At 66.3% G+C, this 24,018-nt stretch carries 27 protein-coding genes; 17 read left to right on the forward strand and 10 right to left on the reverse strand.

Annotated elements, in window-relative coordinates:
• Nucleotides 1–291 precede the first annotated feature (291 nt).
• Complete coding sequence (locus tag ACFWBU_RS17795) at nt 292–1,152, forward strand: SGNH/GDSL hydrolase family protein (protein ID WP_169622831.1); 861 nt, start codon at nt 292–294, stop codon at nt 1,150–1,152.
• 82 nt (nt 1,153–1,234) lie between these two features.
• Complete coding sequence (locus tag ACFWBU_RS17800) at nt 1,235–1,762, forward strand: polyketide cyclase (RefSeq protein WP_378528875.1); 528 nt, start codon at nt 1,235–1,237, stop codon at nt 1,760–1,762.
• A gap of 111 nt (nt 1,763–1,873) precedes the next feature.
• On the opposite strand, the gene ACFWBU_RS17805 is transcribed toward ACFWBU_RS17800, so the two are convergent.
• Nucleotides 1,874–2,410: an Lrp/AsnC family transcriptional regulator gene (locus ACFWBU_RS17805; protein ID WP_169622833.1), complete on the reverse strand. Its 537-nt coding sequence runs from the start codon at nt 2,408–2,410 to the stop codon at nt 1,874–1,876.
• Between the two features lie 180 nt (nt 2,411–2,590).
• Between ACFWBU_RS17805 and hppD the strand changes: the two genes are divergently transcribed.
• Entirely contained in the window at nt 2,591–3,796 is a 1,206-nt protein-coding gene (hppD, locus tag ACFWBU_RS17810; protein WP_169653281.1) for a 4-hydroxyphenylpyruvate dioxygenase, read from the forward strand.
• A gap of 12 nt (nt 3,797–3,808) precedes the next feature.
• Here hppD and ACFWBU_RS17815 read toward each other — a convergent pair whose 3' ends face one another.
• The 3 genes from ACFWBU_RS17815 to ACFWBU_RS17825 all read right to left on the reverse strand — a co-directional run bounded on the left by ACFWBU_RS17815 (nt 3,809) and on the right by ACFWBU_RS17825 (nt 5,711).
• Entirely contained in the window at nt 3,809–4,420 is a 612-nt protein-coding gene (locus tag ACFWBU_RS17815; protein WP_296549173.1) for a TetR/AcrR family transcriptional regulator, read from the reverse strand.
• A gap of 42 nt (nt 4,421–4,462) precedes the next feature.
• On the reverse strand, nt 4,463–5,125 hold the full coding sequence (locus ACFWBU_RS17820) for an enoyl-CoA hydratase/isomerase family protein (RefSeq protein ID WP_296549175.1): 663 nt from the start codon (nt 5,123–5,125) through the stop codon (nt 4,463–4,465).
• Between the two features lie 142 nt (nt 5,126–5,267).
• Nucleotides 5,268–5,711: an SRPBCC family protein gene (locus ACFWBU_RS17825; protein WP_169622837.1), complete on the reverse strand. Its 444-nt coding sequence runs from the start codon at nt 5,709–5,711 to the stop codon at nt 5,268–5,270.
• A gap of 148 nt (nt 5,712–5,859) precedes the next feature.
• On the opposite strand from ACFWBU_RS17825, the gene ACFWBU_RS17830 reads away from it, so the two are divergent.
• From ACFWBU_RS17830 to ACFWBU_RS17850, 5 genes are all read left to right on the forward strand, one after another.
• Nucleotides 5,860–6,987, forward strand: a complete 1,128-nt coding sequence (locus tag ACFWBU_RS17830) for an NDMA-dependent alcohol dehydrogenase (RefSeq protein ID WP_169622838.1) — start codon at nt 5,860–5,862, stop codon at nt 6,985–6,987.
• 52 nt (nt 6,988–7,039) lie between these two features.
• Complete coding sequence (locus ACFWBU_RS17835; RefSeq protein WP_169622839.1) at nt 7,040–7,666, forward strand: TetR/AcrR family transcriptional regulator; 627 nt, start codon at nt 7,040–7,042, stop codon at nt 7,664–7,666.
• 87 nt (nt 7,667–7,753) lie between these two features.
• Complete coding sequence (locus ACFWBU_RS17840) at nt 7,754–8,971, forward strand: acyl-CoA dehydrogenase family protein (protein ID WP_378528878.1); 1,218 nt, start codon at nt 7,754–7,756, stop codon at nt 8,969–8,971.
• A complete protein-coding gene (locus ACFWBU_RS17845) occupies nt 8,968–9,996 on the forward strand; it encodes a phosphotransferase family protein (RefSeq protein ID WP_169622841.1) in 1,029 nt (342 codons plus the stop codon). The genes ACFWBU_RS17840 and ACFWBU_RS17845 overlap by 4 nt, the downstream gene beginning before the upstream one ends.
• Nucleotides 9,993–10,730, forward strand: a complete 738-nt coding sequence (locus tag ACFWBU_RS17850; RefSeq protein WP_296549179.1) for an SDR family NAD(P)-dependent oxidoreductase — start codon at nt 9,993–9,995, stop codon at nt 10,728–10,730. Before ACFWBU_RS17845 ends, ACFWBU_RS17850 begins: the two co-directional genes overlap by 4 nt.
• 16 nt (nt 10,731–10,746) lie before the next feature.
• Here the strand turns inward: ACFWBU_RS17850 and ACFWBU_RS17855 are convergent, their stop codons facing one another.
• Nucleotides 10,747–11,496, reverse strand: coding sequence for a ribulose 1,5-bisphosphate carboxylase large subunit (locus ACFWBU_RS17855; RefSeq protein ID WP_346765245.1), 750 nt, complete (start codon nt 11,494–11,496; stop codon nt 10,747–10,749).
• Nucleotides 11,497–11,586: 90 nt separating this feature from the next.
• On the opposite strand from ACFWBU_RS17855, the gene ACFWBU_RS17860 reads away from it, so the two are divergent.
• The 5 genes from ACFWBU_RS17860 to ACFWBU_RS17880 all read left to right on the forward strand — a co-directional run bounded on the left by ACFWBU_RS17860 (nt 11,587) and on the right by ACFWBU_RS17880 (nt 15,415).
• Nucleotides 11,587–12,099, forward strand: a complete 513-nt coding sequence (locus ACFWBU_RS17860) for a methylated-DNA--[protein]-cysteine S-methyltransferase (protein ID WP_169622843.1) — start codon at nt 11,587–11,589, stop codon at nt 12,097–12,099.
• On the forward strand, nt 12,086–12,601 hold the full coding sequence (locus ACFWBU_RS17865) for an RNA polymerase sigma factor (protein ID WP_378528879.1): 516 nt from the start codon (nt 12,086–12,088) through the stop codon (nt 12,599–12,601). The genes ACFWBU_RS17860 and ACFWBU_RS17865 overlap by 14 nt, the downstream gene beginning before the upstream one ends.
• Nucleotides 12,598–13,185 carry a methylated-DNA--[protein]-cysteine S-methyltransferase gene (locus tag ACFWBU_RS17870; protein WP_378528880.1) on the forward strand — a complete coding sequence of 196 codons (588 nt, stop codon included), beginning with the start codon at nt 12,598–12,600 and terminating at the stop codon, nt 13,183–13,185. Before ACFWBU_RS17865 ends, ACFWBU_RS17870 begins: the two co-directional genes overlap by 4 nt.
• Entirely contained in the window at nt 13,182–14,039 is an 858-nt protein-coding gene (locus tag ACFWBU_RS17875; RefSeq protein ID WP_378528881.1) for a DNA-3-methyladenine glycosylase family protein, read from the forward strand. The genes ACFWBU_RS17870 and ACFWBU_RS17875 overlap by 4 nt, the downstream gene beginning before the upstream one ends.
• Before the next feature lie 158 nt (nt 14,040–14,197).
• Nucleotides 14,198–15,415: a lipase family protein gene (locus ACFWBU_RS17880; RefSeq protein ID WP_240952806.1), complete on the forward strand. Its 1,218-nt coding sequence runs from the start codon at nt 14,198–14,200 to the stop codon at nt 15,413–15,415.
• A gap of 39 nt (nt 15,416–15,454) precedes the next feature.
• Here ACFWBU_RS17880 and ACFWBU_RS17885 read toward each other — a convergent pair whose 3' ends face one another.
• The 3 genes from ACFWBU_RS17885 to ACFWBU_RS17895 form a co-directional block, all read right to left on the reverse strand.
• Complete coding sequence (locus ACFWBU_RS17885) at nt 15,455–15,901, reverse strand: nitroreductase/quinone reductase family protein (RefSeq protein ID WP_169622848.1); 447 nt, start codon at nt 15,899–15,901, stop codon at nt 15,455–15,457.
• 140 nt (nt 15,902–16,041) lie between these two features.
• Nucleotides 16,042–17,601, reverse strand: a complete 1,560-nt coding sequence (locus ACFWBU_RS17890; protein ID WP_169653291.1) for a bifunctional 3'-5' exonuclease/DNA polymerase — start codon at nt 17,599–17,601, stop codon at nt 16,042–16,044.
• Nucleotides 17,602–17,788: 187 nt separating this feature from the next.
• Complete coding sequence (locus ACFWBU_RS17895; protein ID WP_378528883.1) at nt 17,789–19,132, reverse strand: YhgE/Pip domain-containing protein; 1,344 nt, start codon at nt 19,130–19,132, stop codon at nt 17,789–17,791.
• 164 nt (nt 19,133–19,296) lie between these two features.
• On the opposite strand from ACFWBU_RS17895, the gene ACFWBU_RS17900 reads away from it, so the two are divergent.
• The 4 genes from ACFWBU_RS17900 to fahA are packed head-to-tail and all read left to right on the forward strand — an operon-like array spanning nt 19,297 to nt 23,084.
• On the forward strand, nt 19,297–19,647 hold the full coding sequence (locus tag ACFWBU_RS17900; protein ID WP_378528884.1) for a PadR family transcriptional regulator: 351 nt from the start codon (nt 19,297–19,299) through the stop codon (nt 19,645–19,647).
• Entirely contained in the window at nt 19,644–20,630 is a 987-nt protein-coding gene (locus tag ACFWBU_RS17905; protein WP_378528885.1) for a permease prefix domain 1-containing protein, read from the forward strand. Before ACFWBU_RS17900 ends, ACFWBU_RS17905 begins: the two co-directional genes overlap by 4 nt.
• Before the next feature lie 52 nt (nt 20,631–20,682).
• Nucleotides 20,683–21,885, forward strand: coding sequence for a homogentisate 1,2-dioxygenase (locus ACFWBU_RS17910; protein ID WP_378528886.1), 1,203 nt, complete (start codon nt 20,683–20,685; stop codon nt 21,883–21,885).
• A complete protein-coding gene (fahA, locus tag ACFWBU_RS17915; RefSeq protein ID WP_378528887.1) occupies nt 21,882–23,084 on the forward strand; it encodes a fumarylacetoacetase in 1,203 nt (400 codons plus the stop codon). The genes ACFWBU_RS17910 and fahA overlap by 4 nt, the downstream gene beginning before the upstream one ends.
• Before the next feature lie 7 nt (nt 23,085–23,091).
• On the opposite strand, the gene ACFWBU_RS17920 is transcribed toward fahA, so the two are convergent.
• On the reverse strand, nt 23,092–23,340 hold the full coding sequence (locus tag ACFWBU_RS17920) for a helix-turn-helix transcriptional regulator (RefSeq protein WP_169653296.1): 249 nt from the start codon (nt 23,338–23,340) through the stop codon (nt 23,092–23,094).
• Nucleotides 23,340–23,978 carry a hypothetical protein gene (locus tag ACFWBU_RS17925; RefSeq protein ID WP_240955245.1) on the reverse strand — a complete coding sequence of 213 codons (639 nt, stop codon included), beginning with the start codon at nt 23,976–23,978 and terminating at the stop codon, nt 23,340–23,342. The genes ACFWBU_RS17920 and ACFWBU_RS17925 overlap by 1 nt, the downstream gene beginning before the upstream one ends.
• Nucleotides 23,979–24,018 lie beyond the last annotated feature (40 nt).

The raw sequence follows: 24,018 nt of genomic DNA on the forward strand, positions 1-24,018 counted from the left end.
ATCCCTGAAGCTCTCGGGGATCGCGGCGCCGCCGTTCTATGTGGCCTGCCGAGCGGGTGACGAGACCCCGTCCGACTACGAGCAACGACCCCCGACTCTTCTGAAACACGGCTGAACCGGGCGCGCTTTCCGTACAGTCGTAACGGCAATGCCGGCGGTTCCGATTTCACACGGTGAAGGCACGCGCGGCGCGTACTGCGGAGATTTCCGCGGTACGCGCCGACGCCTGCCACAGCTGTAGAGCTCCATCGGAGGAAGCATGAATGTCGTTGTCCCGCAGTGCAGGGTCAAATGAGAAGGCGCGCCGGTGTGCGGGCAACTCTGGTGGCCGCCGTCGCGACTGTGAGCATGGTGTGGCCCGGGTCGGCGATGAGCGACACGGTGGTGGATCAAGGTGTTCGGTACGTCGCGCTCGGTGATTCGCGGGCCGCAGGACCGTACCTCGACGCAGCCGCAATGATCGGTGGATGTGCCCGTTCCGATGTGGGATACCCGGCGCTGGTGGCGCACGCACTGCGTCCCGCGTCGTTCATCAACGTGTCGTGCGCAGCCGCCCGCACCGACAACGTCACCAGGATCCCGCAGGACACGAAGACCGGACAGGTACCGCGCCAGATAGACCTGCTCGCAGCAGACACCACCCTGGTGACCCTCAGCATCGGCGGCAACGACGTCGGATGGCGCACCCTGGTCTCCGCCTGTTACACCGATCTTCCGGGCGGAGATGCGCACTGCCGGTCCAATCCGAACGTGGCGACTCGAATGGCCGCCGCACTCGACGCGCTGGGTCCGAAAGTGACGGCGACGCTCGGCAAGATCCGGCAGAAGGCGCCCGGTGCGAGGGTCCTGCTCGTCGGGCACGGCGGCATCTTCGGCGACCGCGGGTGCTGGCCGAACATCCCCACCAGCGACGCCGACGCCTCCTTCGTCAAGGGGTTCTTCGGCCGGATGAACCAGGTACTCGCCGGTGCAGCCGCGAACACCGGTGCCGAATTCGTGGATGTCGCCGGGGGTTCGGAGGGGCACGACGCGTGCGCCGCTCCCGACCAGCGCTGGTTCGAGGGACAGCAGTCGCTGTCTTTTGCAGCACCGATGCATCCGACCACGGCCGGGATGCGTCATATCGCGGGACGTGTCGTGGCTGCGTGGTAGCAGGCCCGATCTCGCACAGTCCCGAGGCGGATCGGGAAGAGTAGTCCCTGTGCGACCGCGCAGGGTCGCGTGGGGAGGGTCCATGTTCGGCGACCGCTGGGGTGTGACCGACGCCGAGGTCGCCCGCCGCTATCCGTGTGACGACTTCGTCCCCGATCCGACTCTTCAGGCGTGGCGGGGCGTCACCGTGCGCGCCGCTCCGGCTGTCGTCTGGCCTTGGGTCACCCAGATCCAGATGGCGCCGTATTCGTACGACTGGATAGACAACGGTGGCCGTCGTTCTCCGCAGAGGCTGCTCGATATCCCTCCACCGGAGCCCGGCCGGCCCTTCACGCGCACGGCGAACCACCCGCAAGGACGGTTGCTCGCGGTCGAAACGCAGGTGCACTACACGGGACGGATCATGGGCGCTGTCATGTCGTATGTGCTCGTCCCCGCGTGCCCGCACACGAGGTTGCTGTTGAAGCTCGTGATGAGCGGGGCCGGCGTGCTGGCTCCGGCGATCTGTGTCGGCGACCTCGTCATGGCGAGAAGGCAACTGCTCAATCTCGCAAGGCTCGCCGAGCACACGTCGCCGCCGGACGACGCACATGGGTCCACGGCGATCTAGCTTTGGTGGGATAGTGCCCGCTATCCGGGCACTTTGTCACCAAACTTTTCACTCGACCTCCGCCGTCCCGTACCGAGTGTTCCGCCACACAACATCTTCCACCGTGCCGCATCACCGTTCCGGCACCGCTGTCGTCTGCGGTGGGCGATACGCGGGTGCCTTCGCCGACCCGCTGGGTTGGAGTGTGCGCAACAGCGGCATCACCCGGAAGGGCACGACGTTCGACAGCACCATCACGCTCGTCGAGCGGGTGATGATCGACGACCGGTTCAACTCGATGAGGGTGTGTTGTAGTCCGAGGTGGGAGTCGGCGGCGATGCGGCACAGGATGTCACCGGTTCCCGTGGTCGAAAATGCTTCCAGCACGCCGGGAATGGATTCCAGTACTTCGCGAATGGTGGCGAGTGCCCCCTGGGCGATCTCCATCGTGACGAACGCCTGGACATCGAATCCTGCGGCGGCGAGATCGACCTGTGGCCCGTATCCGGCGATGAGGCCGCCGTCTTCGAGTCGTCGCAACCGGGCAGCGCCGGTGGCACGAGCGACGCGGAGTCGCCGGGACAGTTCGAGTACTCCGATCTTGGGATCCGAGTGGAGGACTTCGAGGAGCGCGAAATCCAGTTTGTCGAGTTGCAGGACGTCACGCACGATCGTTCCTTCCCGCCGGGTCTCGGAATGTAGGCCGATTGTATAGCTGAACGGTCGGATGCCGGTGTATTCCGGTCCGGTCGACCAGTTCCGCGAGAACAGATTGCCACCGGCTCCCGACGGGTTTCTCCTGGTGACATCCGACGACGAACCACCTCGCACTCGCGGCAGGAGATCGCTATGACTCTCGAACGGGACCTCACCGATACCGAGCGACTCGCTCGCCTGGACCCGGACGAATTACGCAGGCTCGTCGGAGCCGTCGAGTACGACGCGGCACACGATCCGTTTCCGGTCAGCGGCTGGGACGCGGTGTCGTGGGTGGTCGGCAACGCCACTCAGGCGGTGCACTTCTACCAATCCGCCTTCGGTATGGATCTCGTCGCGTACTCCGGGCCCACGACGGGAAACAGTGACCATCACGCCTACGTATTGTGCAGCGGCGCGGTGCGTTTCGTGATCAAGGGAGCTGTCGACCCGGACAGTCCACTTGCCGATCACCATCGGGTGCACGGAGACGGTGTCGCCGACATCGCGTTGCAGGTTCCCGATGTCGACGCGTGCGTGGAACATGCTCGCGCACAGGGTGCCAGGATCCTCGACGAACCGCACGACGTCTCCGACGAGTACGGCACGGTACGCCTTGCCGCGCTCGCCACGTACGGCGACACCCGGCACACGCTGGTCGACCGGTCGCGATACTCGGGCGTCTATCTGCCCGGATATGTCGAACGTGTTTCCTCCTACCGCCGACACGGCGACGCGGGGGCGCGGATGTTCGAGGCACTCGACCACGTGGTCGGCAACGTCGAACTCGGCCGGATGGACGAGTGGGTCGATTTCTACCGGCGGGTCATGGGTTTCACGAACATGGCGGAGTTCATCGGGGACGACATCGCCACCGATTACTCGGCACTGATGAGCAAGGTGGTGTGCAACGGCAACCATCGTGTGAAGTTCCCGCTCAACGAACCGGCGGTCGCGAAGAAGCGTTCGCAGATCGACGAGTATCTCGACTTCTACCGCGGTCCCGGAGCGCAGCACCTCGCGCTGGCGACCCGCGACATCCTTGCCGCGGTGGACCGCATGCGAGATCAGGGCATCGAATTCCTGCCCACACCCGATGCGTATTACGAGGACCCGGAATTGCGTGCACGCATCGGGGCCGTCCGGGTTCCGGTCGAGGAATTGAAGAAGCGCGGCATCCTCGTCGATCGTGACGAGGACGGATACCTGCTGCAGATCTTCACCAAGCCGGTAGGGGATCGGCCCACGGTGTTCTTCGAACTCATCGAGCGACACGGTTCCGCCGGATTCGGCAAGGGCAATTTCAAGGCCTTGTTCGAAGCTATCGAGCGGGAGCAGGCGGCGCGGGGCAACTTCTGACGACGCGCACGGTCATCGGTCCGGTGCCGGCGGCGACTCCGAGACGATTCCGCGCACCGCGAGCGAGAGTGCGTGACGTGCGAGTGGATCGGACACGTTGCCGGACCCGAGCAGGAGCGCCCCGGGCAGGTCGACGACGCAGTACTTCACGAGGGTGAGTGCGGTCGCATCCTCCCTGCCCCACTGTTCGACGGCGAGCACGGTGAGCAGGGTGGTCAGGGTGCGTCGCAGTCCGGCCAGCTGGTCGCGCTGAGACTCTGCGAGGTCCGGGGTGCGCAGATCGTCGAGGGTGACCGCGAGCAGCAGTTGCGCGCCGAACTCGTCGCGCTCCGCATAGGTGGCCGGCGCGAGCGCTGCCGCGACGATCGCTTCCGTGGGGCCGGAGGCCGTCAGGGTGCTGTCGGCGATGTCGCGCTGGAACTCGAGGAATCGGGTGGCCTCGCGTGCCCACACGGACGCCAGCAGACCGTCCCGGGAGCCGAACGCGTTGTAGATCGCACCGTTCGATGCTCCCGAGACGTCGCTGAGTGCCCGGATCGTCACGCCGGGTGTGCCTCGCCGTACCCATAGGTGGCGCGCGTGATCGAGCAGATCGTCGAGGTCGTGCCGGCGAGGTCGTCCCACGGTGTCCCTATCGGTCGGCGGGGTGTGCAGGTGTGGTGACGGTCAGCCCATCGGCTGCTGGAGGGCTGCGACGGCCGAGGTGAACATCGTCTGCTTGATCGCACCCAGCGTCTTGCGGTCCTTGCCTGCGAGAGACCGGACGATGTCGGCCGCACCGGTCTGCAGATCGTCGAGGCCGGCGACGGCGTCCACGAGACCGTCCTGGAGGGCCTGCGGTCCGGGGTAGCGATGTCCGGTGGTCATCGCGGTGACTGCCGTGCGGGGGGTGAGTTTGCTGGTGATCAGGGAGGACATGCCGGGCGTGAACGGGATGTGGATGTCGACTTCCGGGAAGCACAGGTAGCCGCGGTCGTCTCGCATGATTCGGTAATCGTGTGCCATCGCCAGCATCGCCCCTGCTCCGAAGGCGTGTCCGTTCAGGGCCGCGACCGTCGGCACGGGCAGGGTCAGGACGCGCGCGAACAGAGCATGGACGCGGTCCACGTAGGACGTGTACTCGTCCAGGTGCTGCCCGAGCCAGTCGAGATCCAGGCCGTTGGAGTAGAACTTTCCGGAACCGATCGTGACCAGTGCGGCCGCGTCGGTGCCGGCCTCGAGTTCGTCGAGGCACTTCTCGACGGCGGTGAGCCACTCCGGGCCGAAGCGGTTCTCGTCGTCACCGAGGTTCAGCGTCCAGATCGGGCCGTCCTGAGTGATCGATGGCATGTGTGACCCCTTTCGTAGGCAGGTCCGCAACGAGGTGGCGGAACAGCGCCGACCTTAACAGAGCAAGTGCTCTAAAACGGATCTGCCTCGTGCATGCCGGGTTCCGGGCGGAGCTGAAGGGTGCCGCGAATAGGGGTCCTGGTCAGGCCAGGTCGCGAAGCTGACTGCGCAGGGCCTGCTCGGTGTGCCGGACGGCGGTGCCCACGATCGGCTCGATCAGCTTGCCCAATGCCATTCCTGCCAGACCGCCCGGCAATTGGTATGCGAAATCGACGTCGAGCCGGGTCCTTTCGTCGCCGATCTCGATGAAGCGCCACGTCGAGGCCGACCGCATGCCCGCCACGGACTCGAGGGCGAGGGAGCGGCCGAATTCCCATTCGACGACCTCGACCCGCGAGTCGAGAGTCTTGGGTCCCACGCGCATTGTTGCGTCGTAGACGGTTCCCAGGCCGCTGACCTGCGTGCCCACGGGCTGGAATCGGGTCATTCCGAACATCCACTCGGGAACGGTCCGGTGGTCGTCGACGTAGGCGAAGGCGACGTCGGCCGGAATCTCGGCTGTCGCGCTATGGCGGAGATGGATCATGTCACCGGTCCTTCGAGGTAAGTGCGACGGAGGGTACGGGGAACCGCAGCGCCGGGACAGGGGGATTCCCGAACCCATTGCCCGATCGTCCGCGCAGTGCTTGAATTCGGCGTGACGCACATCACAATTATCCTGCTCAGGAGGCCCGGTGAAGACGAAAGCGGCAGTGATCAAGGGAATCGACCGCCCGTGGGAGATCGAGGAGATCGACCTCGGCGACCCGGTGGCGGGTGAGGTGCAGGTCCGTTTGGCTGCCTCGGGCCTGTGCCACTCGGACGAGCATCTCCGCACGGGCGCAACTCCGCTTCCGTTCTTCCCGGTTCTGGGCGGACACGAGGGTGCCGGCGTGGTCACCAAAGTCGGTCCGGGAGTGACGACCCTCGAGGAGGGTGACCACGTCGTCCTCGCATTCATCCCCGCGTGCGGCCGCTGCCGATCGTGCGCCAAGGGCTTGCAGAACATCTGCGACGAGGGAGCGGGCCTGCTCACCGGGCAGGCGATCTCGGACAAGACTTATCGCGCGAGCTTGAACGGCGACCCGGTCCTGCAGATGTGCCTGCTCGGCACTTTCGCCCCGTACGTCACGGTCAACGAAGCCTCGGTGATCAAGATCGAGAAAGACATTCCGCTCGAGAAGGCCGCACTCCTCGGCTGCGGGGTCGCTACGGGATGGGGTTCGGCCACGGAAATCGGCGGAACCAAGCTCGGCGACACCGTCGTGGTCGTCGGTATCGGCGGCGTCGGCATCAACTCGGTTCAGGGCGCGGCTCACGCGGGCGCCCGGTTCGTCGTCGCAATCGATCCCGTCGAGTACAAGAGGCAGAAGGCGAAAGAATTCGGCGCAAGTCACACGTTCTCGTCACTCGAGGAGGCGGCGCCGGTGATCGGTGAGATCACCTGGGGCGCAATGGCCGATGTCACGATCATCACTGTGGGGGAGATCCACGGGGACATCATCGCGCCCGCGCTCTCGGTCACGGCGAAGGGTGGGCAGGTCGTCGTCGTCGGAATGGGCAACGCAACCGACACGCAGGTCACTCTGAGTCTGTTCGAACTGACGCTTCTCCAAAAGAGACTGCAGGGCGCCATTTTCGGCGGCACAGGTCCGCGTTCGCAGATCCCGAAACTGCTCGACCTCTACCGCAACAAACAACTCGATCTCGACGGCCTCGTCACCAACACCTACAAACTCGAGGACATCAACCAGGGGTACGAAGATATGCACGCGGGCAAGAACCTGCGCGGCCTCGTCGTCTACGGAGACGACGACTACTGACCCCGCTCCGCTCGGGTGAGGTGGCCGGGGACCGTCCCCTACGGTGTTGTCCATGGACATGCATGAGGATCCGGTCTCCGGCGACGTCGGGTCGTGGCGGCGTTACGGACCCCCGACCTTGCCGAAACCTCTTGCGGCGGCCCTCGAAGCGTTCGCCGAACGCGGGTACGACGGCACCTCGATCCGGGAGATCGCGTCGAGGGCTGGATTGTCGGTGCCTGGGCTGTACCACCATTACCCGTCGAAGCAGGCCCTGCTCGTCTCGCTCACCACCACCGTGATGCACGACCTGCTCGACCGCAGCCGCCGGGCGCTCGCCGAGGCCGGCCCGACACCGTCGGAGCAGTTCGACGCCGTGGTCGAATCGCTCCTGCGTTTCCATATGGTCCGGCGGGATCAGGCGTTCGTGGCATCCACCGAGATGCGCAGTATGGAACCCGCGAGCCGTGCGGCCTTCGTCGCCTTGCGCGACGAACAGCAGCGCATGCTCGACGGGATCGTCGAAGGCGGGGTGGCGACCGGGGAGTTCACGACTCCGTATCCCAAGGACGCCAGCCGCGCGGTGACGACGATGTGTGTCGGTGTCGCGAGCTGGTATCGCCCGGACGGCCCGTCGAGTCCCGATGACATCGTCCATCGGTACCTGGTCATTGCACGGAGCACCGTCGGGGCGCGGTAGAGCCGGGGTTGACCCACTCTCCGGGATATGCCACCGTAGCGGTCACCGAGCGATCGATCGGTCGGTTGGTCTGGAAGGAGTATCAGCATGGCGGTCGACCTGGCCTACCCCGAGCACGTGCAGGATCTCGTGGCTCGAACCGAAGCGTTCGTTCGCGACGAAGTGCTTCCCGTCGAGGACGCCCATCGGGGCGACATCGCCGCAGCGGGTGGCGATTCCGTACGGGTGGCACTGCAGAGCGCCGCCAAGACAGCGGGTGTCTTCGCCCCCCATGCGCCGGTCGAGTACGGCGGCCAGGGCCTCGGGATGGTGGACCGAGCTCCCGTGTTCGAGGCGGCCGGCTACTCCCTGTTCGGCCCCGTGGCCCTGAACATCGCCGCTCCCGACGAAGGCAACGTGCACATGCTCGCGCATATTGCGAGCGACGAACAGAAGAGCCGATACCTGGCTCCTCTCGCTGCGGGCGACATGCGCTCGGCCTTCGCGATGACCGAACCGGCACCCGGCGCCGGCGCCGACCCCAACGCACTCACGACCCGCGCCGAGAAGGCGACGGGAGGCTGGAAGATCAACGGCCGCAAGCACTTCATCACAGGGGCGGACGGCGCCGGATTCTTCATCATCATGGCCCGCACCTCCGGGGAGCCGGGGCAGCGCGGCGGAGCGACGATGTTCCTCGCTCCCGCGGACTCCGACGGGCTGAAGGTCGGTCGTCACATCGAGACGCTCGACAAGTCGATGATCGGCGGACACTGCGAGGTCGACTTCGAGGATCTGTACGTCCCGGACAGCGCAGTGCTCGGTGAAGTGGATCAGGGATTCGCCTACGCGCAGGTCCGGCTCGGCCCGGCTCGCATGACACACGTCATGCGCTGGCTCGGTGCCGCCCGACGCGGTCACGACACCGCGCTCCGGTACGTGGCAGGACGTGAAGGATTCGGCTCCAAGCTCGGTGATCTCGGCATGATCCAGAAGATGGTCGCCGACAACGAGATCGACATCGCAGCGACCCGGGCTCTGCTGGTGCAGGCATGCTGGGAACTCGACCGGGGATCGCACGCCGCGAACGCCACGTCCATCGCCAAGACCTTTGCCGCCGAGGCCATCTTCCGCATTGTCGATCGTTCGGTCCAGATGTGCGGTGGTCTCGGGGTTTCCGAAGATCTCCCCCTCGCCAGGCTCTCGCGCGAGGTCCGCCCGTTCCGCATCTACGACGGACCGTCCGAGGTGCACCGCTGGGCCATCGCAAAGCGTGCCGTCGGTGCGGCGCGCAAGGCCGCCGCAGCCGAAGGAGCAGCGAAGTGACCGCGGTGCACAAGGGGCTCGACCTCGTCGCCCTCGACCGATTCTTGCGTCGATCCGGGGTTGCGGTCGACGGCGAACTGCGGGCAGAACTCATCTCCGGCGGGAAATCCAATCTCACCTACGGCATCCTCGACGACACATCCCATTGGGTCCTGCGGCGACCACCCACGGCGGGACTGACACCGTCGGCACACGACGTCGCCCGTGAATACCGCATCACGTCCGCGCTGCAGGGCAGTGCGGTGCCGGTCGCGCGCACCGTCGCGCTGTGCGAGGACGACTCCGTGATGGGCGCACCGTTCACGGTGGTGGAGTACGTCGGGGGGCGCGTCGTACGCAGCAAGGACGACCTCGATTCGCTGTCCGATACCGACATCGACCGCTGCACAAGCGAACTCGTGCGCGTGATCGCCGAGCTCCACGCCGTCGACTACGAAGCCGTGGGGCTGGGCGGGTTCGGACGGCCCGACGGGTACGTCACCCGCCAGGTGAAGCTGTGGCAGAGCCAGTGGGACAGGGTGAAAACCCGGGAACTTCCCGATGTCGAGCGGCTGCACGCCGCACTCGCGGACTCGATCCCGGAGTCGCCCACCCCGTCGATCGTGCACGGTGACTACCGTATCGACAATACGATTCTCTCCCACGACGACGTGGGAAGCGTTGCAGCCGTGGTCGACTGGGAGCTGTCCACTCTCGGCGACCCGCTGACCGACCTCGCCATGATGTGCGTGTACCGGCATCCCGCGCTCGACCAGGTGCTCGGGTTCCCCGCAGCCTGGACCAGCAACAGGCTGCCGTCGGCGGACGACCTCGTCGAGCGATACGCCACCGTCTCGGGACGCGACATCGCCCACTGGAGTTTCTACATGGGCCTCGCCCACTTCAAGCTCGCCGTCATCGCCGAGGGCATCAATCATCGCTGGCGGGCCGGCGCGACCGTCGGCGACGGGTTCGACCGCGCGGGTGACGCGGTGCCCGCGCTCGTCGCCGCAGGACTCGACTTCGTGACGGGAGCAGGTTCGTGATCGCGAGCGCCCTCGTCACCGGGGCGACACGGGGCATCGGCCTCGGCGTCGCCACCCGCCTCGCGGAGCGCGGATTCGCGCTGACGATCTCCGCCCGGGACGCAACCCGGCTCGACGAGGTCGCCGCTCTGTTGCGGGATGCGGGTGCGACGGACGTCCGGACCGTCGCCGCCGACCTGGCGGACCCCGACGCCGCGGGCAGGGTGGTCGCCGCACACGCCGACGCGTTCGGCGCGATGAAGGCCCTGGTACTCAACGCGGGTGTCGGCACCGCCGGCACCATCGCCGAGTTCCCCTCCCGCCGGTTCGACAAGACGGTGGCAGTCAACCTCAACGCGCCGTTCGCTTTGATGCAGGCGGCACTGCCGCTGCTGCGGTCCGGTGCGCGGAACGATCCGGGTCGCGGCGCGAAGGTGATCGCGCTCGCGTCCATCGCCGGTGTGTACGCCGAAGCCGGTCTCGCCGCGTACGGCGCGACGAAGGCCGCACTCGTGTCGCTGGTGGAAACCCTCAACGCCGAGGAATCGGGTAACGGCGTCTCGGCGTCCGCAATCGCTCCCGGGTATGTCGACACCGACATGTCCGAGTGGATCAAAGACCGGATCCCGGCGGAGGACATGCTCGAGGTCGGCGACGTCGTCGAGCTCGTCGACGCACTGCTGAAGTTGTCGTCGCGCGCGGTCCTGCCCCGGCTGGTGCTCAGCCGCGCGGGAGCGAGTCTCTACAGCGCCTGACCTTCCCGCCTGCGCATCACTCGTCGTCCGAGTTCTCCTTTTCTTCGCCTCGCCGGCGAAGGAAGTTGAACCCGGGCACGCCGGTGATCGCCTGACGGAGGTCCTTCACGACGCAGAGCAACTCGTGGATCTCCGGCGCGACCGTGTCGAGCGTGCCGAGGATCGGCATGATCATGTTCATTCGCTCGGACAGCTCGGGAAGCCGGTCGAGCATGAGGATTGCCGCGTGCACTTCCTCCGGCGACAGTTCCTCGATGAACTGGGCCGCGAGGGGCGCAGCCTGACGTGCGAGGGGCTCGTAGGTCTCGAGGAGTTCGCTCGCGATGTCGGCACTTCGTCCGGCGGAGTCGATGATCGTGCGGGCTTCCCCGGCGACGAGAGCGACCTCTCCGACGACCGTCCGGGCCTGCCCGGCGACGGTGCCGACATCTCCGACGATGGCCTCGGCTTGCGTGGCGACGGTGCCGACCTGGCCGACGATGGTGCGCGCTTGTCCGGCGACCGCGTCGGCGTCCGCGACGACCGAAGTCGTCGACGCGATGATCGCCTCGATCCGAGCGACCGCCACTGCGGCATCGTCGACCACGGCGTCGACGCGGCGGATCAGCGATTCGACATTGTCGAGCAGCGCCTCGGCACGGGCGGGCACCGACACCGCGAAGGTGGCGGTGGCGACTGTGCGCTCGACCACCGTGCGCGTGGCACCGAGAAGGGAACCGACGAGAGGGACAGCGGGTAAGGCGATCATCTCGCCATCTTTCACCACGGCGGCCACGGTGCGACAGCAACCTCACGTTTCGGTCGTCCCGTGCGTCTACTCGATGTGAACCTTGCATCGGATGGAAGGATCGAACCCGTGACCGCATCGCGCACGCACACCCTGATCGACACCCCGATCGGTGAGTTGACGTTGGTCAATACCGACGGCGTCCTGTCGGGCCTGTACATGGTGGAGCACCGTCCTTCCCCCGATCGCACTTCCTTCGGGTCCCGGACCACCGAAGGGTTCGACGAGGCGCGGACACAGTTGGACGAGTACTTCGCAGGTGAACGCACCCGCTTCACTCTTCCGCTCGCACCGGCCGGCACCGACTTCCAACGGACGGTGTGGGCCGCGTTGGCGGAGATCGAATACGGCACAACCTGCACCTACACCGCCGTTGCGGCCGCGGTGGGACGGCCCACCGCGGTTCGCGCGGTGGCCGCGGCGAACGCGAGGAACCCGTTGTGCATCGTGGTCCCGTGTCATCGGGTGATCGGGAGCAGCGGCAAGCTCACCGGATATGCCGGGGGTCTCGACCGCAAGCGCCTGCTGCTCGATCGGGAAGCGGCGTTCCGGAGGGCAAAGGCCACTCATGCCCCGGTCTGACACGACGGAGCCCACACATCTACCCCCGTTCGAACGGGTGGTCGCCGACCACGGTCCGACGGTATCGAGGGTGTGCAGGGCTCTGCTGGGTCCCACCGACGCAGACGACGCGTGGTCCGAGACGTTTCTCGCGGCGTTGCGTGCGTACCCCGCCCTGCGGCCGGGCAGCAATATCGAAGCGTGGCTGGTCACCATCGCCCACCGCAAGGCGATCGACGTGCACAGGCTGCGTGGTCGTGCGCCTGTGCCGACGGAGATCGTCCCCGAACGCCCCGCAACAGCGGGATTGCCGGGATCAGGCGACGACCAACTGTGGTCGGCGGTGGCGGCGCTGCCGTTCACGCAGCGCGCAGTGCTGGTGTATCACTACGTGGGCGGGTTGCCGTATGCCGAGATCGGCGCGATTCTCGGCAACAGCGCCGACGCGGCCCGGCGAGCCGCCGCCGACGGCCGGGAAGCGTTGCGCCGCTCCTATCACGCCGAAACAGGAAGCCGCTCATGAACTTTCCTATCCCGTCGGTGTCTACTTCCGATCTGGCCTGGCTGCACGACAAACTCGTCCTCGACGCCGAAGCGGCAGGGTTGCTGGATGTCGCCTACCGCGTCGTCGATACTCCGGTGGGTCCGCTGCTGTTGGCGTCCACCACGGTGGGGCTCGTGAAGGTGGCCTTCGTCGCGGAGGGCGAGGACGCCGTGCTCGACGAACTCGCCCGGCGGATCGGGCCACGCATCCTCGACGCACCCGCCCGGTTCGACGACGCGGTACGTCAGCTCGACGAATACTTCGGCGGCACTCGCACCGCGTTCGATCTCCCTCTCGACTTTCGTCTCGCGACAGGCTTTCGGCGGGAGGTGATCTCGCGGCTTGCCGACATCGAGTACGGACGCACCGCCAGCTACGCGGACGTTGCCGCATCAGCGGGAAGTCCTCGAGCGGTGCGTGCCGTGGGGACGGCATGCGCGAAAAACCCCTTGCCGGTGGTTCTCCCGTGTCATCGCGTCGTCCGCACCGACGGAGGACTCGGGCAGTACGCGGGCGGTGTGGAAGCCAAACAGATCCTGCTGCGGCTCGAAGCCGCCGCGTGATCACTGTCGCCCGGCTCCCGGTGGCGCTCCCATTTTCGGTGCGTCCACTGCTCGCCACCATGCGGAGCCATGCGGTTCCGGGGCACGAACGTCACGATGTAGCCACCGGAACGCACTGTATTGCGCTGCGCACCGCGCACGGTATTGCGAGCGCGGCCGTGAGACTCCGCGCCGATACCGGCAGCGTGGTGGCGCGGATCGATGCGCCGCGCCGGGCCGACATCGCAGATGTCGAAGCGGTGGTGCGCCGTTGGCTCGACCTCGACGCCGACCCCACCGTCGTCGACGCCGCGCTTGCCGCCGATCCTGTCCTTGCTCCATTGGTGCGAGCCCGGCCAGGCCTGCGGGTGCTCGGCAGTACCGACTGGTTCACCACGGCCGTGCAGACGATCCTCGGGCAACAGGTGAGTGTCGCGGCAGCAGCCACTTTCGCGGGGCGGCTCGTCGCGGCGTTCGGCGACGACGCGCCAGGTGGATTGCGGTGCTCTCCGACACCGCAACGGATCGCTGCCCTCGCGCCGGAAGATCTGCGTGCGGCGATCGGCACCACACGGTCTCGGGCGAACACCCTGCTGGTCTTGGCCCGAGCGGTATCCGACGGCCTCGATCCCGCGTCGGCGTCCTTTTCCCGTGATCTGCTCGCGCTGCCCGGAATCGGGCCGTGGACCGTCGACTATCTCGCCCTGCGAACCGGCGACCGCGATGCGTACCCCGCCGGTGACCTTGTGCTCCGGCGCGCCCTCGAGGTCGGCACCGCACGCGAAGCGACTGCGCTCGCGGCACAGTGGCAACCGTGGCGTGCCTACGCGGTTGCTCATCTGTGGGCGCATGCAACATTGAATCGGCACCCGTAACGCCCGAACGCACGTATTCTTCGACCAGTCCGGAATGTGCCAGCAGTCCGTCAGCAGTACCCGAGACGGGGGTGTAGACCGCCATGTCGACGAAGCCACGCGTCACGTCCGGTCTGTTGTGGCGGTGCATCGCGTGCGTGACAGTTGCCGGCACGGCCATGGTTCTCGGCGCGGGCAGCAGTGTGGCACAGCCGATCCCGGAGCCTCTGCCTTCGCAGGATCCGTTCTACACCTATGACGGTCCGCTGGCCGATTTCGCTCCGGGCACGATTCTTCGCTCCAGGCCCTCGGTGTTTGCCGCACCGGGTGTCACCACGCCGGTCACCAGCACACAGGTGCTCTACCGTACGACCGACCAGCAGGGCGAGCCGACCGACACCGTTGCGACCGTGCTTCAACCGCTCGCACCGGGGCCCACCAAGCTCATTTCGTTCCACATGGCGTACGACGCACTCGGATCCGAGTGCGATCCCTCCTACACGTTGACCGGGAGCGCTGACAGTGGTGTGTCGCTTGCGGAACAGACCGTCATCGCCGGATATATCGCCGCGGGATACACCGTTGTGGCTCCCGATTACGAAGGGCCGGAACTGGAGTGGACGGTCGGACGCGAATCGGCGTACGCGGCACTCGACGGGATCAGGGCTACCGAAGAACTGCTGTCGCTTCCCGATTCGACGCCCGTCGGCCTGATCGGCTACTCCGGCGGATCGGTACCGACCCAGTGGGGCGCCGAGGTGGCGCCGAGTTACGCGCCCGAACTGAATATCATCGGCGCTGCCGCCGGCGGCGTGCCGGTCGATCTCGCACACAACCTGCCCTACGTCAGCGGTAGCGCGAAATGGGCGGGCGTGATTCCGGCTTTGGTTGTGGCCTATCAGCGTACATACGACCTCGACACGGACGCGTTTCTCTCCGACCGGGGCAAGCAGGTCGTCGCCGAGGTTGCCAACCGGTGCATTGCGGAGTTCGCGTCCGACTATCCGGGGCTCACCGACGCGGATATGGTTCGTGCGCCCTACCGGTCGTTGCTCGACGTCCGAGAAGTGGCGATCGCGATCAACGACAACATCATGGGCACCGCCGGTACCCCGATTGTTCCGATGTTCCTGGCTGTCGGCCACAGCGACCCGATCGGCGACACCATCATGGTGACCGGCGACGTCGAAGGGCTTGCCCATACGTACTGCACTCGCGGAGTCGCGGTGGCCTATTCCCAGTACGACGGCCTCGACCACGAGGAGGCATTCGTTCCGTTCCAGGCGCAGGCGGCCGAGTTCCTGAACAGTCGCTTCGCCGGCGACAACGTCCGAAACGACTGTGCCTCGATCGGAGTCGGAAATTCGCTCGCGCCTGTTCCGGTGCCCGCAGGCTGATGTCGGGGCTCAGGTTCCTCCGGACCGTGCCGCGTGCGACTAGGCGAGTGCGAAGACCGGGAAACCTGGTGCGATAGCCGCCAACTCGTCATCGCTGGAGTTTTTGGTGACACCGTCGAAAAATTTCCCGACTTCCCAGCCCCACCGTTGCAGATACTCGCGCAGCACCGGGATCTTGTCGGCGTCCGCAACTTCGGAGGCGCTGAATTCTTCGACGCGACGCCCGAGGCGAAGTTCCCCGGTGCCGGCTACCCGCAGATTGCGCACCCATTGCGTGTGGCCGCGCGGGGCGACGAGGTAGCGCCTGCCGTCGGAGGTGGTCAGCACATTGACCATGGTGGTGCGCCATTCGCCGCTTTTCCTGCCGCGCACTGCGAGCAGGCGAGAGCCCGCGACGCTGATTCCGAGCTTGGGAAGTGTGTTGAAGAACCGGTTCATGATCGAGTCCAGTCCGGTGGGACCGATGTAGCGGGTGGAGGCATCCATGACGTTTCCTCACTCTCATTCAGAGAGCGGTGCTCTCTGTTGAGAGCCAGTGTGCGCCGGTTGGCGGGGCAGAGTCAAGAGCAGTGCTCTCTGTTGCCGTGTCGCCTGCCCGGGACCGGCCCGTCACCACTGCGAGACGCTTACTCCGGGTCGTCGGCGTAGGTCGTGCGCACGGCTGTCTTCATCGGAAAGCGGACCCGCGTATTGCCGAACATCAATCGGGTGGCGACGTCGACCGACGCGGAGATGTGCGCGGACGCGAGCGCGGGGTTGCGGGTGTGCACCACGACTTCGTCGTGCTGGAAGAACACGAGCTCGCCTGCGGTCGGGTCGGGATCGGTGGTCAGCCGTCGCCGCAGTTCGGCGAGGAGGCACAGCGCCCACTCGGCGGCAGTGGCCTGCACGACGAAGTTCCGGGTGAAGCGGCCGCGGGCACGGACGTCGGGCCCGGACTGAAAACCCGGCGGTGCGGGCGGGCAGGCGCGCCCGAGCCACGAATGCACGACCTCCCCGCGTTCACCGGCCTTCGCTGCACGCTCGACGAATTCCACCGCGTCGGGAAAGCTCTTTCGAAGGACAGCGAGCAGCGACCGGGAGTCACCGGAGGTCGCGCCGTACAGCACTCCGAGCACCGCGACTTTCGCCTTCGCGCGGTCGCCGGCGAACGCAGTGGCGGCAACGGGTGCGTACAGGTCGTCCTCGCCCGCGGCGGCGACCATCCGGGGATCACCGGACATCGCCGCGAGGATCCGCGGCTCGAGTTGCCCCGCATCGGCGACGACGAACGTCCACCCGGGGTCGGCAACCACACTCGAGCGGAGCGCTTTCGGGATCTGAAGTGCACCGCCGCCGCGGCTTGCCCAGCGGCCCGAGACGACGGCGCCGGGGACATAGACCGGCCGGAACCTGTTGCCGTGCACCCAAGTATCGAGCCAGTGCCACCCGTTGGTGCTGAACAGTTTCGCCAGGTCGCGGTGCCGGAGAAGCAGCGGCACCGCAGGATGGTCGATCTCCTGCAGGATGTGCTTGCGCGTGGACTGCACTTCGATGCCTTCGCGCCGGAAGGCGTCGAGTACCTCGGTATGCGAGGCGGGATTGACCGGGCGGCCGAACGCCGACCCGATCTCCTCGGTCACGGCGACGATGCCGGCGGGCATCTCGTAGCCGGTGGGCCGTGGTCCGAGAGTGCGTTCGAGGTGTCGTCGATGGGATTCGGCCGAGAACGGCAGTCCGCCGAACCCCATCTCGGCAGCGGCCAACGTCCCCGCCGACTCCGCGGCCACGAGTAACTCCAGACGGGGATCACCGGTGATGCGGCGGCGCTGGTCGGCGAACCGGGAGATCACGGTGTCGAGGTCCACGGCCGGTGCTGCGTCGAACAAGCCTGGTCGCTCGTCGACCGGGTCGTCGGCGGGCGGAGGGGGTAGGCCCTCGCGCGTGCTCAGGATTGCGCCCGTCGTCGCCAGGTCGTGGCATCGCTGGACGCGCACGCCGGCACGAACGAGTTCGCCGTACACCGACGAAGTGGACGTCCACACCCATCGGGGACGATCGGTGGCTTCGATCTCGGCCACCGCGGCGGCGAGGTCGCGATGCTGTCGCACCGCTGCGTCGGGGGTTCCGTTCTCGTCGACGGTGACGGTACTGGCGCCGCGTACGGCACCGCTACCGGATGGATGAGGAACGACAACCGTGCGCACCGCTCAAGTGTGCCTCTCGAGGTGTGGCTCTTCTCCGCCGCCCGGCCTCCGGCCCGTCGGGCCCAAGATCGTCTTCACCCCCCGTTTCACCCAAGACCGGCGGCCCCGGGCTCCGCAGCGCGGCTACGGTGGTCGTGCGGAGCCCCGCCGCAACCCCGACATGCGGTGGGGTTCCGTTGTGCCGGGACTATCCGATCTTGACGCTCTCCAGGATGCGTGTGGTCGCAGGCGCATCCTCGAGACGGTGGAATCCGCGCCGATCGTAGATCCAGGTGACCACCACACCGATCAACAGGCCGACACCCAGACCCACGAGGGTCATCTTCGTGCCTTCGGCGAGGCCCGCGGAAAGGTTGCCGTCGAAGTAGAGGATGGCGCGCACCGCGAGGTAGATCTGATGCATCGGTTCGAAGGTGGCGAGCCACTCGAAGAGCGGCGGCGACGCCTCGATCGGAATCGTGCCGCCGGAGGACGGCAGTCCCAGCACGATGAACAGCATCAGGTTCACGATCAGTCCGGCGGGTCCGAACACGGACATCACCGAGAGCGAGGTGATGCCGACCGCGGAGATGGCGAGGGCGCCGTACTCCCAGAGCAACAGCGGGCGCGGCACGGGCATCCCGAGCGCCGTGCCGATCCCCAGGTACAGCGCGGACACGACCAGTGCGAGGACGACCAGGATGCCCCACTTGAGGAACAGCACCTGAAGTCGCGACATCCTGGTGGTTTCCTTGGTGATGTACAACGGTCCGTATTCGGTGGGCACGAACCCCAGCGCGGAATCGACGATGGAACTGACGATGGTCGCGCCGGTGAAGCCCGCCAGGATCAGAAGCAGCGTGTAGTAGAACGCGGACAGTCCGGAACCGGTGTGGGCAGGCAGGGGTTTGTGCTCGACGTCCAGGACGTTGATGGGCTCAGCAAGTGTGAGCGCGCTACCGCCCGAGAGCTGGAGATCGGGCGCGGTCTCCGCAAGTGTCGTACGGACGGTCTTCGTGAGTTCTTCACCCACCGATTTGTTGACTGCGGTCAGCGCCTCGTCACCGATGATCCCGACGATGGCTGACGCGAACGTTCCGGTGCGGGGGTTGCTGTAGAGGGTGATGACGGGTTTCTCGATGTCACCCGGGACGACGCTGGCTTGCGCGAGGATCGACGTTCGCTTCGTGAAATCGCTCGGAATCACGATCGCGCCGTACAGTTCGCCGGTGTCGAGGCCGCGGTGCGCTGCGGCTATCCCCATTTCCTGGAGAGCGATGCGCTCGGAATCGACGCCGTCGAGCACCGCGGCGGTGATCTCGGATCCGAGGTTGCGGCGCGCATCGGCTCCCGGCATGACGTCGCCGACATCCTGGTTGACGATCGCCATCGGGAACTCGCGGAGATTCTCGGACGGCTCGAGCATGCTGCCCAGGTAGAAATAGCCCAACGCAGCCATCACCGCAGTGACCACCACGAGTGGTGCCAGCCAGAACCGGGCGCCCCGCAGGGTGTGTCGATGTGGATCGACCGGGATGTCGGAAAAACTCACCCGTCGATTGTGCACACGTGTGTGCTGATTCGTAGAACCAAGTGGCGGAGTGCACATGGGGCGCGTGGAGAAAGCGTGGGTCACGCCGGGGTGAACCAACCCAGCAATGGATACAGGACTCCGGCTCTTCACAATAGTGTGTCTCACACAGTATGGTGAGCCGCATGAGTGATCTTGATGAGTATGCCGGGCACGACCAGGAGGTGCGACGAGGGTCCGTCGTCGTCGCGAGCCTCCTGATGCTGCGCGTTCCCGGCTACGGCTACGGATTGCTCGAGGCTCTCGCAGCCGCCGGAATCGCAGTCGACGCCGGCACGCTGTATCCGTTGCTGCGACGACTCGAAAAGCAAGGCCTGCTCGTCAGCGAGTGGAACACCGACGAGGCGAGACCACGCAAGTTCTACCGGACCTCCGAAGCCGGCGCGGAAGTTGCGCGGCGGCTCCTCGACGAGTGGTCGGGTCTCGCTCGCACCTTGCAGGCCATCGCATCCACCTCGGAAGAAGGCGCATCATGACGCTCACAGACCGCTACATCGCCGCAGCTTTGCGCAGCCTTCCTGCCGACAAGCATCAGGACATCGGCCGTGAACTCCGCGGCTCGATCGCGGACGCCGTCGACGCCCGGATCGCGGCGGGCGAGTCACCGGTGGATGCGGAGGCCGCGGTACTCACCGACCTCGGCGATCCGGACCGACTCGCGGCAGGGCTCGCGGGACGCCCCATGTACCTGATCGGGCCCGAGTTCTTCCTCGACTGGTGGCGCCTGCTGAAGGCGCTGTTGTGGATTGCTCCTCTCGTCGGGGCGATCCTGCTCGTGGTCGACCTCATCGGGGGCAGTACCGGCGTCGAGGTGCTCGTCACGGGGTTGTCCAGCACCGTGGAAGTGGCCCTGCAGATCGTTTTCTGGGTCACGGTCGTCTTCGCCGTGTTGGAGCGCAACGGCACCCGTCGCAAGGATTTCGCCGCCGAGTGGACCGTCGACCGGCTACCGCAGTCCGTCACCAACGGACGCGTGTCGCTGGGGGATACCGTCTTTTCCGTCGGAATGCTCGTGTTCCTCATCGTGGTGTTCATCGCGCAGCGGACGTCCTCTTCCTTCGAAGACTCCGAGGGTGCCCCGATCCCGTTCATCGCACCGGACCTGTGGAACTTCTGGATGCCGGTGCTCCTCGCCGTACTGGCGCTCGAGGCCGTGTTCGAGATCGTCAAGTACACGGTCCGGCGCCGGACGATTCTGCTGGCCGGCGTCGACACCGTTCTCAACCTGCTTCTCGCGATTCCGCTGGTCTGGCTGCTGTCGAGCGACAGGTTTCTCAACCCTGCGTTCTTCGACGCCGTTTTTTCGGGTGTCACCTTCGCGGGCGGACCCGAACAGATGGCGCGCTTCTCTCAGGGGATCCTCGTCGTAGTCGTGGTGGTGGCGGCGTGGAGCATCGGTGAGGCGTGGTTCAAAGCACTGCGCCCGCTGTCCCGCTCGTCGGCGGCGGTGTCGCTGTAACGTCGTCACCGACCTGCGCGGCACCACCCCAGGAACCCCCGGGAGTCGAACCATGGCGTTCTACCGACAGCTCGGCGTCATCCCGCCCAAGCGTCACACCCAGCACCGGGACGACCGCGGCGCCCTCTACTACGAGGAATTGATGGGCGAGGAGGGATTCTCCTCGGACTCGTCGCTGCTCTACCACCGGTACATCCCGTCCGCGATCGCCGACGCCACCACATGGGAACTCGGCGACCAGAACACCGCGCCGAACCACCCGCTCGCACCACGGCACCTCGAACTCCACAAGCTCTTCCCCCCGGAGATCTGGTCGGAGACCGACGTGGTCACCGGACGTCGTCTGATCCTCGGGAACCCGGACGTGCGGATCTCATATGTCGTCTCGTCGAAGGAATCACCGCTCTACCGCACCGTGGTCGGCGACGAAATGGTGTATGTCGAGTCCGGAACCGCCGATGTCTACACGGTTTTCGGCACTCTTTCGGCGAAACCCGGCGACTACGTGCTGCTGCCGGCAGCCACCACGCATCGCTGGGTGCCGACCGGTGACGAACCACTGCGTGCCTACATCATCGAGGCGAACAGCCACATTGCTCCGCCGAAGCGTTACCTGTCGAAGTACGGGCAGTTCCTCGAGCACGCCCCCTTCTGCGAGCGCGACCTGCACGGTCCCGCGGAACCGGTACAGGTCGAGGAGGAGAACGTCGACGTCCTCGTCAAGCACCGCACGTCACGCGGGATTGTCGGCACGCGATATGTGCTGGCGCATCATCCCTTCGACGTCGTCGGGTGGGACGGCTGCCTGTACCCGTACACGTTCTCCGTTCACGACTTCGAGCCGATCACCGGCCGTGTCCATCGGCCGCCACCCGCGCATCAAGCGTTCGAAGGCAACAACTTCGTGATCTGTAATTTCGTGCCCCGCAAGGTGGACTACCACCCGCTCGCGATTCCGGTGCCGTACTACCACTCCAACGTCGATTCGGACGAGGTGATGTTCTATTGCGGCGGAGACTACGAAGCCCGCAAGGGTTCGGGCATCGGGCAGGGGTCGGTTTCCGTCCACCCGGGCGGTCACGCGCACGGTCCGCAACCCGGTGCCTACGAGCGCAGCATCGGTGTCGGGTACTTCGACGAACTGGCCGTCATGGTCGACACCTTCCGCCCGCTCGAACTCGGTGAAGGTGCACTCGCCTGCGAGGACCCGTCCTATGCGCGCAGTTGGACTCGCACTCCGGGAGCAGGGGAATGACCCGCCCACGACGCGCTGTCATCGCAATCCCCGAGGGCTCACTCTTCGGACCGGACAACCTGCCCTACGGGATCTTCTCCATCGCGGATACCGAACCGCGCGTCGGTGTGCGCGTGGGTGATTCGGTTCTCGACCTGAGCCGGCTGTTCGACGACATCGTCTTCGCCGAACCGTCGCTCAACGCGTTCATGGCCCAGGGGCGCACGCGGTGGGCCGAGGTCCGTGCCGCGATCCAGGACGCGATCACCGGCAGCCTCGACGACGACGCGGTATTCCCGGTCGACGACGTCACGCTGCATCTTCCGATCGAGGTCGCGGATTACGTCGACTTCTACGCCTCCGAGAATCATGCCTCGAACCTGGGCCGGTTGTTCCGTCCCCAGAACCCCGACCCGCTCATGCCCAACTGGAAGCACCTGCCGGTGGGGTATCACGGCAGGTCCAGCACCGTCGTGACCTCGGGTGTGGATATCGTGCGCCCGTGCGGTCAGCGCAAGGGACCGAACGACGAGGTTCCGGTCTTCGGTCCGTCGATCCGGCTCGACATCGAAGCGGAAATGGGGTTCGTCGTGGGCGTCGGTTCGCCGATGGGCTCGCAGATCGCTCCCGACAAGTTCGCCGACCACTGCTTCGGCGCGGTGATCCTCAACGACTGGTCGGCCCGCGACATCCAGGCGTGGGAGTACGTCCCGCTCGGGCCCAATCTCGGAAAGTCGTTCGCGACGTCCATCTCTCCGTGGGTGGTGCCGCTTGCCGCTCTCGAGGCCGCGCGGATCGACACACCGGTGCAGGACCCGGAACCGCTGCCCTATCTGACGGGCAACGAGAAGTGGGGTCTGGACATCGATCTCGCCGTCGAATGGAACGGCCATGTCGTGTCGCGTCCCCCGTACGCGCAGATGTATTGGTCGCCGGCGCAGATGCTCGCCCACACGTCGGTGAACGGGGCGGCCACGAGGACCGGTGATCTGTTCGGTTCCGGGACCGTCTCCGGGCCGGAGAAGGACCAGCGCGGCGCGTTCATCGAACTCACGTGGGGTGGTGCCGAACCCGTGCGGGTGGGGGACAAGACACGCACGTTCCTCGAAGACGGTGACGAGATTGCCATCTCGGCTACAGCCCCGGGCCGGAACGGCACCCGTATCGGATTCGGTGAGGTCCGCACGCGCATCCTGCCGGCCACGGGCGCGGTGAACTGACCGGCACTCATGCCCGTCGATCGTGGGCTTCGGGTTCTTCGTCGACCGAGAGGAGTTCCCCGACAGTGCAGTTCAGCGCCCGGCATACCGCGGTGAGGGTGGAGAATCTGATCGCGCGGGCGCGCCCGTTCTTGAGTACCGACAGGTTGACGACGCTCACACCGACCTGGTCGGCGAGGTGCGCCAGCGTCATGCCGCGTGCCTCGAGCAGCTCGTCGAGGTGGCACCGCACGGCGTGATCGTTGTCGGGCGGCATCAGACGAGTCCCTCGTTGTCACGGGCCATGCGACTGCCGATGCGAAGCGCCACCGCCACCGCGGAGAGGGCCATGCAGAAGACGTAGCCGTACCACCACTCGGGGCCGAGTTGCGCGTAGTCGAGGTCGACCTGCCAGGCCAGATCCCGGATGACCAGATTGGAGCCGAGCACGCGCGGGAAGGTGGGGGCGATGATCGTGACGATGGCAGCCATGGACGCAGCCCACACTCCGCGGACGGCGCCTCGGTCGAACAGTCTTCCGCGCAGGAACCGCACCATGACCCAGGTGAGAAGACCGAGAACCATGAGGTAGCCGATCGTTTCCAGCGCATCGGCGCTGCGGAGGAAGCCGACGGCCACCGGCGAGACGGTGTCGGTTCGGAGGACGATATCGGTGGTCGATGCGACCGAAACCTCGGTCCCGTTGGGAGAGAACATGGTCGGGGGCGGCACGTCGTCGAACGAGATCCGTGCGGTCACGGTCCCGCTCTTCAGGTCGTCGAGGAGCCCGACGAGATAGTTGACGACGACGACCACGGCGACCAACGCGAACACCGTGATCGACGCCCAGAGGTCTCTGCGGTCCTTCTTGGATGTCTCGATGGGCGTGACAGCTTCCGATTCGACGGTGTCCATGGGGCCTCCCGGCATAACGAAAGTCGATAATATCGATATT

The organism is Rhodococcus sp. NPDC060084 (assembly GCF_042730335.1).
Taxonomy (GTDB): Bacteria; Actinomycetota; Actinomycetes; order Mycobacteriales; family Mycobacteriaceae; genus Rhodococcus.

Excerpts from the sequence above, each read along its gene's own strand:
- ACFWBU_RS17795 (WP_169622831.1), top strand. The coding sequence starts at position 292 with ATGAGAAGGCGCGCCGGTGTGCGGGCAACTCTGGTGGCCGCCGTCGCG.
- ACFWBU_RS17800 (WP_378528875.1), top strand. The coding sequence starts at position 1,235 with ATGTTCGGCGACCGCTGGGGTGTGACCGACGCCGAGGTCGCCCGCCGC.
- hppD (WP_169653281.1), top strand. The coding sequence starts at position 2,591 with ATGACTCTCGAACGGGACCTCACCGATACCGAGCGACTCGCTCGCCTG.
- ACFWBU_RS17820 (WP_296549175.1), bottom strand. The coding sequence starts at position 5,125 with ATGCCATCGATCACTCAGGACGGCCCGATCTGGACGCTGAACCTCGGT.
- ACFWBU_RS17825 (WP_169622837.1), bottom strand. The coding sequence starts at position 5,711 with ATGATCCATCTCCGCCATAGCGCGACAGCCGAGATTCCGGCCGACGTC.
- ACFWBU_RS17835 (WP_169622839.1), top strand. The coding sequence starts at position 7,040 with ATGGACATGCATGAGGATCCGGTCTCCGGCGACGTCGGGTCGTGGCGG.
- ACFWBU_RS17840 (WP_378528878.1), top strand. The coding sequence starts at position 7,754 with ATGGCGGTCGACCTGGCCTACCCCGAGCACGTGCAGGATCTCGTGGCT.
- ACFWBU_RS17865 (WP_378528879.1), top strand. The coding sequence starts at position 12,086 with ATGCCCCGGTCTGACACGACGGAGCCCACACATCTACCCCCGTTCGAA.
- ACFWBU_RS17870 (WP_378528880.1), top strand. The coding sequence starts at position 12,598 with ATGAACTTTCCTATCCCGTCGGTGTCTACTTCCGATCTGGCCTGGCTG.
- ACFWBU_RS17880 (WP_240952806.1), top strand. The coding sequence starts at position 14,198 with ATGGTTCTCGGCGCGGGCAGCAGTGTGGCACAGCCGATCCCGGAGCCT.
- ACFWBU_RS17885 (WP_169622848.1), bottom strand. The coding sequence starts at position 15,901 with ATGGATGCCTCCACCCGCTACATCGGTCCCACCGGACTGGACTCGATC.
- ACFWBU_RS17900 (WP_378528884.1), top strand. The coding sequence starts at position 19,297 with ATGAGTGATCTTGATGAGTATGCCGGGCACGACCAGGAGGTGCGACGA.
- ACFWBU_RS17905 (WP_378528885.1), top strand. The coding sequence starts at position 19,644 with ATGACGCTCACAGACCGCTACATCGCCGCAGCTTTGCGCAGCCTTCCT.
- ACFWBU_RS17910 (WP_378528886.1), top strand. The coding sequence starts at position 20,683 with ATGGCGTTCTACCGACAGCTCGGCGTCATCCCGCCCAAGCGTCACACC.
- fahA (WP_378528887.1), top strand. The coding sequence starts at position 21,882 with ATGACCCGCCCACGACGCGCTGTCATCGCAATCCCCGAGGGCTCACTC.
- ACFWBU_RS17920 (WP_169653296.1), bottom strand. The coding sequence starts at position 23,340 with ATGCCGCCCGACAACGATCACGCCGTGCGGTGCCACCTCGACGAGCTG.
- ACFWBU_RS17925 (WP_240955245.1), bottom strand. The coding sequence starts at position 23,978 with ATGGACACCGTCGAATCGGAAGCTGTCACGCCCATCGAGACATCCAAG.